This is a genomic window from Marinobacter shengliensis (assembly GCF_003007715.1).
GTDB lineage: Bacteria > Pseudomonadota > Gammaproteobacteria > Pseudomonadales > Oleiphilaceae > Marinobacter > Marinobacter shengliensis.
The window spans coordinates 60836-73198 of sequence record NZ_PXNO01000023.1 but is presented as its reverse complement, the minus strand read 5'-3'; the positions used below and the strand labels follow the sequence as shown (position 1 = coordinate 73198).

Below are 12363 nucleotides of genomic sequence, written 5' to 3'. Positions count from 1 at the left end.
GATGTGATGGCTGACAGTCAGGCCGCCCGATCACCGCACCTGCCCGGCGACCTCGCCGTGTGGTTCTTCATCTTCGCGGAACTGGCCGTGTTCGGCATTCTGTTCATCGGCTACGGCGTCGCCCGCAGCCTCGACCCGGCCACCTTCGCCGCCGGCAAAGAAGCCCTGCACCCCTGGACCGGCCTGATCAACACCATCGGCCTGATCACCGCCAGCTACCTGGTGGCCCTGTCCGTTCATCGTCTGCGAGACCGCAAACCCGGCGTAACCGGGCTGCTGTGGGCCGGCATCGCCGCCTCCTGTGTCTACACCTTCGGCAAACTCTGGGAGTATGCCGACTTGTACAGCAACGGCTACAACCTGGGCACCGACACGTTTTTCATGTTCTATTTCTTCCTCACCTTCTTCCACTTCATGCACGTGGTTCTGGGCCAGATCGTCCTGGTGGTATTGGCGGTGAAAGTAAAAAAGGGAGAATACAACGGCGACGACATGAACGGCATGGAATCCGGCGCCTCCTACTGGCACATGGTCGACCTGGTTTGGCTGGTGCTGTTCCCCATGTTGTACGTGTTGGCGTAAGGAGACCAAACCATGTTCGCGGTTTACATCATTCTGATGCTTTGCACCATGGCACCGGTGATTGCCATGCAGATGGGGGCGGATATCACGGGTCTTATCTGGCTGGTGTTTGTGCTGGTGCTGGTTAAAGCGCTGTTACTGGTCGATCACTTTATGGAAATGAAACACGCACCCTTCGGCTGGCGATTGGCGTCGCAGGGCTGGGCGGTTGTGGTTGTTGCGGTGCTTGCGGGGATTCATTTTGTTGCCTGAATTACCTATGTTGAGTAAGCCACAGGCCGGTGGGGGAGGCTTTCCAAAACACGCTGTGAGTACGCGGAACTCCCTGACGCAGTCCGAAGGCCGGGCTGGGTAGGGCTTTCCAAAACCTTGCGGAGCCATGGATGGCGGAGCAGAGCGTACACGGATGTATTCACAGCGTGTTTTGGAAAGCCCTACCCAGCATGGCCCACCGCATAAATCAGAATCTCACAACAGGCGCCGTGGAAAATAAGGCGGCTTATCACCAATAGCCTGCGCCAAAGCAATCATCCCCCAAAGTACAAACGATGTGTGAAGAACGATGGCCCAGACGATGGCGAAGGTCCAGAAGCTGCCGGTATTGCCGTGTATCAGCCAGGCAATCAGGACGCCAGAGCTGATCAGCACGGCGCCCAGTATGGACATATAGACACCCGCCTTGCTGTGGGCCCGGCGTATCGGATTATCGTCTCCAGACTTCATCGCAATCGAAAGCAACACTAGAAAACCAATCACCGGCAACGCCAGCAAATTCAGCAGGTACCAGATCACCGGGGCCACCGCCCCCGGGGTTTCACTCTTCTGACTGGCCGAATAAGGCATACACCACCTCCATGAGTGCATTGACAGTCACCGCGTCGTCCGACAACGGCTCGATAAGACCAGCGCGGCAGGCTTCAACAGCCGGCACGCCGGAGCGGATCAGATAGGCAGTGTGAATCAACAACCGGGTCGACGCCGCCTCCTCCAGGTCGTGGTCTTTCAGCTTGCGCAAAGAAGCCGCCAGGCTCACCAGCTGCTTCGCCAGATCAGCGTCACAGCCGGCCTCTTCCTGCACAATCGTCTGCTCAGTCTCCGGCTTCGGATAATCAAAACTCATGGACACAAACCGCTGCCGGGTGCTCGGCTTCATACCCTTGAGCAGGCTCTGGTAGCCCGGGTTGTAGGACACCACCAGCATGAATCCGGGCGCCGCCTGCAGCAGTTCGCCGGTGCGTTCGATGGGCAGTTCCCGGCGATCATCGGCCAGCGGGTGCAACACCACGGTGGTGTCTTTTCGGGCCTCCACCACTTCATCAAGGTAGCAGATGCCACCTTCACGCACCGCCCGGGTCAGGGGGCCGTCCTGCCAGTAGGTGCCGTCCGGGCCAATCAGATGTCGGCCCACCAGGTCCGAGGCGGTCAGGTCGTCATGGCAAGCGACGGTGTACACCGGCCGGCCCAGTTTTTCGGCCATGTAACGGACAAAGCGTGTTTTACCGCAGCCCGTCGGGCCTTTAATCAAAACCGGTAAGCCGTTATCGGCTGCGGCGCTGAACAGTTCCACTTCATTGCCTACTGGCTGGTAGAAAGTCATGGAGCACTATCCTTTTCTTGCGTGGATTCGGGAGAATCAAAGCCCCAGCGCATGGGCCCGACTGGTAAAGAAAATACCCGACGGCTTGCGGGCCGGCAGGGTGGCAACGGCCTCCAGCGTGCGGGTGCTGTAGACGGTTATCCGATCGCTGTCCCGGGACGACACCCAGACCTCTTCACCGCGGGGTGTGAATTCCATATGCAGCACAGACTTGCCCGGCTCGAGATCCCGGATGATCTCCCTTGTGCGGGAGTCAATGACCTGCACCACGTCATTATTCGGATGGGCGAAGCTGACCCAGATCTGCCGGTTGTCCGGGCTGGCCATCACAAACACGGGCTGTCCTTGTACCGGTATGCGCTGCACCATGCTCCAGTCATCCATCGTCGCCACCAGCACTTCATGGCGACCAACCGCCGGCACAAACGCATGGCCATCGGCGATGGCCCAGCCTTCCAGGTGAGGCATCTTGTATACCGGCAGGCGCTGCTCGCCCTTGCCGTAATCCGGCAGAATGCTTTGCACACCGTTCTCCGGTGCCCACAGGTCCATCATGGACAAGCCGTCTTCACCAAACAGGCCGGCAATGTAGTAACGGCCATCCGGGGTGATCAAGGCATCGTAGGGCTGCTTACCGGCCGGGTGGCGAGACACTGCCGGGGGTTGTGACACCATATCCACCGTCCAGATTTCGCCGGCTTCAAACAGACTGAAAACGAACTGATTGCCCGGTGCGTCCACCAACCCTACGGTTTTGGACTGGGCCTGCTCTCCGCTGGCATTGGTGTAGGTTGCCGGCAGCATCAGCACGTTTTCCAGGGTGCGACTGTCAAAGATGTTCACGCCACCAGGCTCGTAATTGGACACCGCCACATAACGGCCATCCTGGGAAATGGCGCCGCCGATGCTGTTGCCAGACTGGATCACCCGGTTGGCGATGGTCTGGGTCAGCAGGTCGACCTTGGTGAGCCCACCATCGCGACCGAACACATAGCCATAGCGGGCATCACGGGAATACACCACCGAGGCATGGGACAAATCACCCAGCCCCTCAACCCGGCCGAGAATCTCATATTCCGAATGATCAATGACCAGCACGGAACCAGTGGCACGCTCAATGATCAGGCCCAGGTCACCAGTGCCCCGCAGATTGTCAGCCGGTGTGGAGGCCGCAGACTGGCAGCCCGTCAGCAAGGCCAACATCAGCAGCGGGAGCGCTAAACGAAACAATGCTTTCATGGCAGTTCCTTGGTTAGTGACGAAGGGGCGGTTTCGCGCTTCGTCAGTCACTCAGTAAAGCACCGGACTTCAGCTGCTCGCTGATCCAGTCAATCTCGTCATCCGTTAGCAGGGCCTTCCACGGTGGCATAGCCGTACCGGGTACCCCTTCTCGGATGATGGCTGCAATCGCGGCTTCTGGCAGCATGGCCAGATCGTCCGGGCGCAATGGTGGCCCCAGGCCTCCACGCATTGTCAGGCCGTGGCAGGAACCGCAATCCTGAATCACAAAATTGGCTAGCACTTCCTGTTCTGCCGGCTGCCCGGCAAGCACGGGTAGCGCTGAAGTCATAAACATCACGAGCACTGAGCGCTTCGCCTTTGATGGCCACAAGATACTCATTTCACCGCCTCCCCTGCCTGAGATTCCATGCTGAGGAACACCCAACTTCTTAACCTTGATATTGATTAAATTTTTACTTCCAGGCCAGAGATCTTTGGGCATACCCACCTAGGGGTACTCTCTTGAAAAGATGTAACCCCGTGACATTAATCAATGTTCAGAAACACCAACAGGAGAAACCTAGTAAGCACTCTTGAATACCAAGGAGAGAACCTGATGAGAGTGACCGACATGATGATCAAACCTCTGGCCTTTGCCGTGGCCATTACGTCTATGGGCGTGATGACGGCGCAGGCTCAGCCACACAAGAATGTTGATGAATCCGCCGTAGCCTACGAAGGCACCCCAAGCTCAATCGATGCCGCGTCTGCCAAAGTCGTCCGCACCCCTGGCGCGCCTGACCTGACCGACGAAGAGTTCGCCCGCGCAAAGCAGATCTACTTTGAGCGCTGCGCCGGCTGCCACGGCGTTCTGCGTAAGGGTGCGACCGGCAAGCCGCTGACCACCGATATCACCCAGGAACGGGGCATGGATTACCTGAAAGCCCTGATCAGCTTCGGCTCCCCAGCTGGCATGCCGAACTGGCTTACCTCCGGTGACTTCGACGAAGAGACCGTGGAGCTGATGGCCAAGTACATCATGCATGAGCCTCCGCAGCCCCCGGAGTTCGGTCTGGCCGATATGAAAGCCACCTGGGAGGTGGTGATCCCGCCCGAGAAACGCCCCACCAAGCAGATGAACAAACTGAACCTGGAAAACCTGTTCAGCGTGACCCTGCGTGATGCCGGCGAGATTGCCCTGATCGATGGCGACACCCATGAAATCGCCAAGATCATCAAGACCGGTTATGCGGTACACATTTCCCGTATGGGTGCTTCAGGCCGCTACCTGTTCGTGATCGGCCGTGACGCCCTGGTGAATATGATCGACCTGTGGATGAAAGAGCCGGAAACCGTCGCCAAGATCAAGGTAGGTATGGAAGCTCGCTCGGTTGAAACCTCCAAGTTCAAGGGCTGGGAAGACAAATACGCCATCGCAGGCACCTACTGGCCACCCCAGTTCGTGATCATGGACGGTGAAACCCTCGAGCCCAAGAAGATTGTGGGCACCCGGGGGATGACCGTGGGCGACCAGGAATACCATCCGGAACCCCGTGTTGCCGCTATCGTGGCCTCCCACGCGCATCCGGAGTTCATTATCAACGTTAAGGAAACCGGCAAGATCCTGCTGGCCAACTACGAAGACCTGGACAACATGACCATCACCTCTATCGATGCAGCCAAGTACCTGCACGACGGAGGCTGGGACGCCAGCATGCGTTACTTCCTGACCGCCGCCAACAACTCCGACAAGATCGCCGTTGTGGATGCCCAGGACCGTAACCTTGAGGCCATCGTGGACGTTGGCAAGATCCCTCACCCGGGCCGCGGCGCCAACTTCGTGGATCCCGAGCATGGCCCTGTCTGGGCGACGTCACACCTGGGTGACCCGACCATTCAACTGATCGGCACCGACCCGAAAAACCATCCAGACAAAGCCTGGAAAGTGGTTCGCACGGTCAATGGCCAGGGCGGTGGTTCCCTGTTCGTGAAAACCCATCCCAAGTCCAAGAACCTGTGGGTAGATACCGCCCTGCACCCGCTGGAAAGCATCAGCCAGAGCGTGGCGGTGTTTGACATCAACAACTTTGATGCCGGCTACGAAGTGCTGCCCATTGCCGAATGGGCAAATCTGGGTGAAGGACCAAAGCGGGTGGTTCAGCCTGAGTACAACGTGAAGGGTGACGAGGTGTGGTTCTCTGTCTGGAATACCCAGGACAAGAAATCCGCCATCGTGGTGGTGGATGACAAGACCCGCAAGCTGAAGAAAGTCATCGACGACGAGCGCCTGGTCACCCCGACTGGCAAGTTCAACGTCTACAACACGCAGCACGACGTGTACTGATCCCGGCCCCGGCCCGGAGGAGCTATCTGATGAGACTGGACATGGCAGACAGACAACTGATCGACAGGTACCAGCGTGACCTGCCCGTCAGTGAACGCCCCTACGAGGACATGGCCCGAGCACTGGGCCTGACTGAAGAAGAGGTTATCGAAAGACTGTCTGCCCTGCAGGAACAGCAGATACTCAGCCGGGTTGGACCGGTGTTCGAGCACAGCCAGGCGGGCGCCAGCCTGCTGGCTGCCGTGGCGGCACCCGATGAACAGATGGATCTGGTGGCCGCCCGGATCAACCGTGCCCCGGGGGTAAACCACAACTATGCCCGGGAGCACACCTACAATCTCTGGTTCGTGATGACAGCACCCAATGGCGACATTCTGGAAGAGCGTCTGGACGAACTGGAACACCATTTGAAGCTACCCATGCTAAGACTTCCAATGGTTGAGGGTTATCACATTGATCTTGGCTTCGATATCGACTGGGAGGCGCTGCCATGAATCTGCCCGCCACCCGCCAGGATCAGAACTACCTGTTTGACACCCAGTCCATCAGCGCTTGGGGCTTACTCCGGCTCCGGGAGCAACTGGAAAACGGTCTGCCACTGACCCCAAGGCCTTACCTGACCCTGGCCGAGCGCACCGGCCTGACCGAACAGCAAGTTATGCTGGCCGTCAGCCAATGGCAGCAACAAGGACTGATCAAACGCCTTGGCCTTGTAGTGAAACACCGCACCCTGGGGTACCGCGCCAATGCCATGGCCGTCTGGAATGTATCAGACGAACGGGTATCCGAACTGGGCAAAGCCCTGGCCGCCTCACCGGTCGTTACCCTGTGCTATCAGCGCCCACGGCGCCTGCCAGACTGGCCCTACAACCTGTTTTGCATGATTCACGGCATTGACCGAAACCGAGTTCAAAGCCAGCTCGAACAGCTTGTTCTCGAGCACGGGCTGGAAGGCATCCCCCATGCCGTGCTGTTCAGCAACAAAGCCTACCTCCAGCGCGGAGGACGCTATGTCAGCGACCGCTGAGCAACGCAGCCGTATCGAAGCCTCGGATTTCACACCGGTCGAGCGGGCAATCATCAACCGCCTGCAAACAGGGCTGCCGTTAACCAGAACGCCCTATAAAGATGTGGCCGAGGAAATCGGCATCACCGAACAGGACTTGCTGGACCACCTCAAGGCTCTGCTCGCCAACGGCACCCTGACCCGCTTTGGCCCCATGTTCCACGCCGGCGAAATGGGGGGCGGCCTGACCCTCGCCGCCATGCGCATTCCCGAACAGGACTTTGAACGGGTAACGGAGCAGGTAAACCGCTTTGACGAAGTGGCCCACAACTACCGCCGGGAGCATCAGCTGAATATATGGTTTGTACTGGCCACCGAAACTCCGGAAGCGATTGCCGACATCATCAGCCAGATTGAAGACCTCACCGGCTACCCGGTTTACAACATGCCCAAGGAGCAGGAATTCCATGTCCACCTCCACTTCCCGATCTGATCACCAACTCTGTGACCGGGATCGGGAACTGATCCTCGCCACCCAGGGCGGGCTGCCTCTGGTGCCCGACCCCTGGGCCGAACTCGGGCACCAGCTCGCTATGCCCGCCGACGAAGTGCTTGCCCGATTCCAGCGTATGCAGGAAACCGGAATTATTCGCCGGGTGGCAGCTGTGCCAGACCATTACAAACTCGGATACCGTTTCAACGGCATGACCGTATCGGATGTCCGCGACGAGGCCATCACTGAACTCGGTAAGAAAGTGGGCGAGTTGCCGTTTGTCAGCCACTGCTACCGGCGCCCCAGGCACCTGCCTTACTGGAGCTATAACCTGTTTGCCATGGTTCACGGCACCAGCCGGGATGAAGTGGAAAACAAGGCACAGCAGATTCGGGAACTACTCGGGGCAAGCTGTTCGGGCCACACCATTCTCTACAGCTCCGCCATCCTGAAAAAAACCGGATTGCGGCTGAGGAAATAGGGAGCAACACCATGTTTCGCATGACCCGCTATATCAAGAGTCTGATGAACCCGGCACCGGTGCGCACACTGCCCAAGCCCAGTGGCCCGGTGGTGATCTGGAACCTGATCCGCCGCTGTAACCTCACCTGCAAACACTGCTACTCGATCTCTGCCGATATCGATTTCAAGGGCGAGCTTAGCACCCGGGAAGTCTACGCCGTGATGGACGACCTCAAAGCGTTTGGGGTGCCCGTGCTGATTCTCTCTGGCGGTGAGCCCCTGATGCGCCCGGATATTTTCGACATCTCCCACCGCGCAAAGGACATGGGGTTCTATGTAGGCTTGTCCACCAACGGCACCCTGATTACCGAAGACAACATTGGCAAGATCAAAGACGTGGGTTTCGACTATGTGGGCATCAGCATCGATGGTCTGGAGGCCACCCACGACGAATTCCGCCAGAAAAAGGGTGCCTTCAGGGAATCCATGAACGCCGTGGCCCTGTGCAAGCAGGCTGGCATCAAGGTAGGCCTGCGCTTCACCCTGACCCAGGACAACTACCCGGAACTGCCGGCCATGCTGGAGATGCTCGACGAGCACCAGATCGACAAATTCTACCTGTCGCACCTGAACTACTCCGGCCGCGGCGGCCGCAACAAGAAGCGCGACGCCTGGTACGACATGACCCGCGACGCCATGAACCTGCTGTTCAACCACTGCCACGACGAACTCAAGCGCGGCATCGAGCGGGAATACGTCACCGGCAACAACGACGCCGACGGTCCCTTCCTGATCGAGTGGGCCAAGGAACACTACCCGGACCAGGTAGGCGCCCTCACTCAGCGGCTGACCAACTGGGGTGGTAACTCCTCCGGCGTGAACATTTCCAATATCGACAACCTGGGCGTGGTACACCCGGACACCTTCTGGTGGGACCACAACCTGGGCAACGTGCGCCAGACCCCGTTCTCAAAAATCTGGTCTGAAACCACCGACCCGCTGATGCAAGGCTTCCGCCAGCACCCGCGCCCGGTGAAGGGCCGCTGCGCAGACTGCAAATACCTGAACATCTGCAACGGTAACACCCGGGTACGGGCCTATAACGTGTCCGGCGACTTCTGGGAAGAAGACCCCGGCTGCTACCTCACCAATGACGAAATTGGTGTGGTTGGAGACCTGCCACGAAGAGTGGCCGCCCCGATTGTCGAAATCCCGGTTCACAACCTGTAAGGAACACGCCATGAACACACATCCACGGAAAAAATGCCTGGTGGAATTCCAGCTGGCGGAACAACCCTTGCGGGCGGGCGAAGTGGCCATTGTCGGCGCCGGCCCCGGTGATCCGGGACTGCTGACCCTGCGGGCCCTGATGCTGATCCAACAGGCAGATGCCATCGTCTACGACCGGCTGGTCTCACCCCAGATCATGGAACTGGTCAACCCCCGGGCCGAACGCATCCATGTGGGCAAGGCCAGTGGTTGCCACTACGTGCCCCAGGAAGAAACCAACGAACTGCTGGTACAACTGGCCATGAAACAGCGCCGGGTGGTTCGCCTGAAAGGTGGCGACCCCTACATCTTCGGCCGCGGGGGCGAAGAGGCCGAGTTCCTGGTGGAGAACGACATCGACTTCCAGGTTGTGCCCGGCATTACCTCTGCCGCTGGTTGCGCCTCTTACTGTGGCATCCCCCTGACCCACCGGGACTATTCCCAGAGCGTGACCTTTGTCACTGGCCACCGCAAGGCCGACCATAGCCTGGAGCTCAACTGGCAGGTACTGGCTGCGCCGGGCCAAACCCGGGTGTTTTACATGGGGTTGCACAACGCCCCCACCATTGTCCGGGAACTGACCGCCCACGGCCTGTCCGGGCAGTGCCCGGTGGCCCTGGTAGAACGGGGTACGACTCCGCTTCAGCACATGACCGTCACCACCCTGGACAACCTGGTGGAGACCATTGCCCGGGAAGACTTCCAACCACCCACGCTGATTATCGTAGGGGAAGTGGTACAGCTGGCGGAAAAACTGGCCCGCCCGGCACAAGCCGGCTGGAACAGCGCCCTGACCGGCCCGGCGGCAACCGTCGCCCGTCGGCCGGCCTGAACACCTTATTCTGAACAATCTGGACCGGGAGCCGTTGCTGGTGAACCTCAACAAAGCGCGCATTCAACTGACCAAAGCACTGGTGATTGCCACCGCACTGATAGCAGGCCCGGCGGCCAGCGAAACCTTGGATACAGACACCCTGTACCTGCAGCACTGCGCCGCCTGCCATGGCACCGACCGCTTGGGTGGCATGGGCCCGGCCCTGTTGCCGGATAATCTGTCCCGGCTGAAAAAGGCAGACGCCGAAAAAGTCATCCGCAAAGGTCGGCCCGCCACCCAGATGATCGGTTACGAAAGTATCCTGACTGACCCGCAGATCTCGGCACTGACTGAGTTCATGTACCAGGCGCCAACACACCCACTGAAATGGGGCGAAGCCGAAATCCGCAATAGCCGGGAGGTTATCCACCCTGAAGGCGCCTTACCCGACGACCCGGTATTCGAAGCCGACCTGATGAACCTGTTCCTGGTAGTAGAAATCGGCGACCACCACGTCACCCTGCTGGATGGCGACAGCATGGAACCGATTCACCGCTTCCCCAGCCGCTTTGCCTTGCACGGCGGCCCCAAATACAGCCCGGATGGCCGCTATGTGTACTTTGGTTCACGGGATGGCTGGATCACCAAATACGACATCTACAACCTGAAAGTGGTGGCGGAAGTCCGCGCCGGCATCAACATGCGCAACATCGCTGTCTCGGCTGACGGCAACTACGTGATGGCCGCCAACTACCTTCCTCACACCCTGGTATTGTTTGATGCCGCCAATCTGGACATGCTGGATCTCATCCCCGTCGACAACGACGCCGGTGAAACCTCCCGGGTCAGCGCCGTCTACACCGCGCCACCACGCGGCAGCTTCATCGCCGCCCTGAAAGACATTCCGGAAGCGTGGGAAATCACCGTTGAAAACCGCAAGGCCAAAGTCCGCCGGATGACCACCGACACCCTGCTGGACGACTTCTTCTTCGACCCTGGCTACCAGCACCTCATCGGCGCCGCCCGCGACGGCAAACACGGCGTGGTGATCGATCTGAATACCGGTAAAACGACCGCCGAACTGCCACTACCGGGCATGCCCCACCTGGGCTCCGGCATCACCTGGGAACACGAAGGCCGCCGCGTAATGGCCACCCCCCACTTCCGGGCCGGCGCCATCTCCATCATCGACATGGACACCTGGGACGTGATCAAAACCCTGGACACCGAAGGCCCCGGTTTCTTCATGCGCAGCCATGAAAACTCCCGCTACGCCTGGGCCGACGTATTCTTCGGCCCCAACGCCGACAAGGTCCACATCATCGACAAACAAACCCTGGAAATCGTCAAAACCCTGCAACCGGAACCCGGCAAAGTCGCCGCCCACGTGGAATTCGACCGCCATGGTGAGAAACTACTACTAAGCATCTGGGACGACGACGGCGCCATCATTGTTTACGACGCCGACACGCTGGAGGAAGAGAAGCGCATTCCCATGAAGAAGCCCTCCGGCAAGTACAACGTGTGGAACAAGATTAATTACGAAGAAGGGACCAGCCACTGAGCAGTGATGTCGGGACCACTGCGATGCTTGGGCCGCAGGTGGGGATCCTCCTCCCGAAACTGTGCGGAGCCATGAATGGCGGAGCCCAAGCGCCACATGGATGTGCCGCAGGAGCGTGTTTCGGGAGGAGGATCCCCACCTGTGGCTTGCTCCAAATCTGACAGCTTATCGATTCAGTCAAATATCCTTAATGATTTAAGTCATTTTGGATGTTTGTTTTATGGTAGGATAATTGACCTACGCCAATGTCGCGAAGGTTAGATTATGAACAGCAGTTTCAGGCCACCCATGGCCTCCGCACCCTGCTTGCTGGGGGATGAAACCAACGAGATAATCCGCTACGACGCAGCCCCGGCGGAAGTGGCCTTGTTAAATGGCCTGAGCCATGCGTTCGGGATCTGCCTGAATGAAAAACAGGACACCCCCGAAGCCCTGTTCCTCAGCGACCTGGCCCGCCTGTTCCACCAGAAACGCATCGACGCCGAAACACCACTGGAAAAACACGACCGCCCCTGGGCCAACGTGTACCTCATCCAGTACGGCATCCTCCGACTGTTCAGGGAATCCCCGACCGGCAAAGTGGCCATTCATCACTTCTTCACCGAAGGCGACCTGATCTGGCCAGTGTTCGGGCGCAGCCGCACCGTGCGCAATACTCTGTGCCTTACCAGCGTGCTGCCCGCCACCGTTTGGGTTGCCGATTTCGCGGCTTTCCGGTCAGCTATTCAGAGCCACGGCGACGGATTGTGGGCCAGATTTGCCCTGGTGCTCACAGAGGAAATGGCAGAGCTCACCAGCATGCGGGAATATCGCAAACACACTATGTCTGCCAAAGAGCGCTACGCGCTGCTGGTGGATGAGTACCCGGAGTTGATCAAGCGGGTGCCAGACAACCAGCTTGCCTCATGGCTTGGTGTTGTACCCGCCACTTTCTCCCGACTCAAAACCGCAGCGAAGTCTTGAACCGGCCAATTTGAGACATCACGCACAAAATCGCCCAATGACCGCCAT

At 58.9% G+C, this 12363-nt stretch carries 15 protein-coding genes; 11 read left to right on the top strand and 4 right to left on the bottom strand.

What is annotated here, in order from left to right; genetic code table 11:
• Window positions 1-6: 6 nt before the first annotated feature.
• Both C7H10_RS09585 and C7H10_RS09580 read left to right on the top strand, forming a co-directional pair.
• Window positions 7-582, top strand: coding sequence for a cytochrome c oxidase subunit 3 (locus C7H10_RS09585; protein ID WP_106694686.1), 576 nt, complete (start codon window positions 7-9; stop codon window positions 580-582).
• Window positions 583-594: 12 nt separating this feature from the next.
• Window positions 595-834 (top strand): cytochrome C oxidase subunit IV family protein, encoded by a 240-nt coding sequence (locus tag C7H10_RS09580; protein ID WP_106694685.1) that lies wholly within the window; start codon window positions 595-597, stop codon window positions 832-834.
• Between the two features lie 216 nt (window positions 835-1050).
• On the opposite strand, the gene C7H10_RS09575 is transcribed toward C7H10_RS09580, so the two are convergent.
• Genes C7H10_RS09575 through C7H10_RS09560 form a run of 4 tightly spaced genes read right to left on the bottom strand, consistent with a single transcriptional unit; the run spans window position 1051 to window position 3800 of the window.
• Window positions 1051-1425, bottom strand: a complete 375-nt coding sequence (locus C7H10_RS09575) for a hypothetical protein (protein WP_072676393.1) — start codon at window positions 1423-1425, stop codon at window positions 1051-1053.
• The gene (locus tag C7H10_RS09570) at window positions 1397-2179 is read right to left on the bottom strand and encodes a CbbQ/NirQ/NorQ/GpvN family protein (protein WP_106694684.1); all 783 of its coding nucleotides are present in this window, start codon (window positions 2177-2179) and stop codon (window positions 1397-1399) included. The genes C7H10_RS09575 and C7H10_RS09570 overlap by 29 nt, the downstream gene beginning before the upstream one ends.
• A 36-nt stretch (window positions 2180-2215) precedes the next feature.
• Window positions 2216-3418: a cytochrome D1 domain-containing protein gene (locus C7H10_RS09565; protein ID WP_106694683.1), complete on the bottom strand. Its 1203-nt coding sequence runs from the start codon at window positions 3416-3418 to the stop codon at window positions 2216-2218.
• 43 nt (window positions 3419-3461) lie between these two features.
• Complete coding sequence (locus C7H10_RS09560; RefSeq protein ID WP_228263751.1) at window positions 3462-3800, bottom strand: c-type cytochrome; 339 nt, start codon at window positions 3798-3800, stop codon at window positions 3462-3464.
• Window positions 3801-4016: 216 nt separating this feature from the next.
• Between C7H10_RS09560 and C7H10_RS09555 the strand changes: the two genes are divergently transcribed.
• The 9 genes from C7H10_RS09555 to C7H10_RS09515 all read left to right on the top strand — a co-directional run bounded on the left by C7H10_RS09555 (window position 4017) and on the right by C7H10_RS09515 (window position 12315).
• Window positions 4017-5744 (top strand): nitrite reductase, encoded by a 1728-nt coding sequence (locus tag C7H10_RS09555; protein ID WP_106694682.1) that lies wholly within the window; start codon window positions 4017-4019, stop codon window positions 5742-5744.
• A gap of 29 nt (window positions 5745-5773) precedes the next feature.
• Window positions 5774-6238 carry an AsnC family transcriptional regulator gene (locus tag C7H10_RS09550; RefSeq protein WP_106694681.1) on the top strand — a complete coding sequence of 155 codons (465 nt, stop codon included), beginning with the start codon at window positions 5774-5776 and terminating at the stop codon, window positions 6236-6238.
• On the top strand, window positions 6235-6771 hold the full coding sequence (gene ahbB, locus C7H10_RS09545; RefSeq protein WP_106694680.1) for a siroheme decarboxylase subunit beta: 537 nt from the start codon (window positions 6235-6237) through the stop codon (window positions 6769-6771). The genes C7H10_RS09550 and ahbB (C7H10_RS09545) overlap by 4 nt, the downstream gene beginning before the upstream one ends.
• Window positions 6755-7243, top strand: a complete 489-nt coding sequence (locus tag C7H10_RS09540; RefSeq protein ID WP_106694679.1) for an Lrp/AsnC family transcriptional regulator — start codon at window positions 6755-6757, stop codon at window positions 7241-7243. The genes ahbB (C7H10_RS09545) and C7H10_RS09540 overlap by 17 nt, the downstream gene beginning before the upstream one ends.
• A complete protein-coding gene (gene ahbB, locus C7H10_RS09535) occupies window positions 7218-7724 on the top strand; it encodes a siroheme decarboxylase subunit beta (protein ID WP_106694678.1) in 507 nt (168 codons plus the stop codon). The genes C7H10_RS09540 and ahbB (C7H10_RS09535) overlap by 26 nt, the downstream gene beginning before the upstream one ends.
• A gap of 11 nt (window positions 7725-7735) precedes the next feature.
• On the top strand, window positions 7736-8935 hold the full coding sequence (nirJ, locus tag C7H10_RS09530; protein ID WP_106694677.1) for a heme d1 biosynthesis radical SAM protein NirJ: 1200 nt from the start codon (window positions 7736-7738) through the stop codon (window positions 8933-8935).
• Between the two features lie 10 nt (window positions 8936-8945).
• Window positions 8946-9806, top strand: a complete 861-nt coding sequence (gene cobA, locus C7H10_RS09525; RefSeq protein ID WP_106694676.1) for a uroporphyrinogen-III C-methyltransferase — start codon at window positions 8946-8948, stop codon at window positions 9804-9806.
• A gap of 40 nt (window positions 9807-9846) precedes the next feature.
• On the top strand, window positions 9847-11352 hold the full coding sequence (locus C7H10_RS09520) for a cytochrome D1 domain-containing protein (RefSeq protein ID WP_106695145.1): 1506 nt from the start codon (window positions 9847-9849) through the stop codon (window positions 11350-11352).
• 264 nt (window positions 11353-11616) lie between these two features.
• Window positions 11617-12315 carry a Crp/Fnr family transcriptional regulator gene (locus C7H10_RS09515; RefSeq protein WP_106694675.1) on the top strand — a complete coding sequence of 233 codons (699 nt, stop codon included), beginning with the start codon at window positions 11617-11619 and terminating at the stop codon, window positions 12313-12315.
• The last annotated feature ends 48 nt before the right edge of the window (window positions 12316-12363 follow it).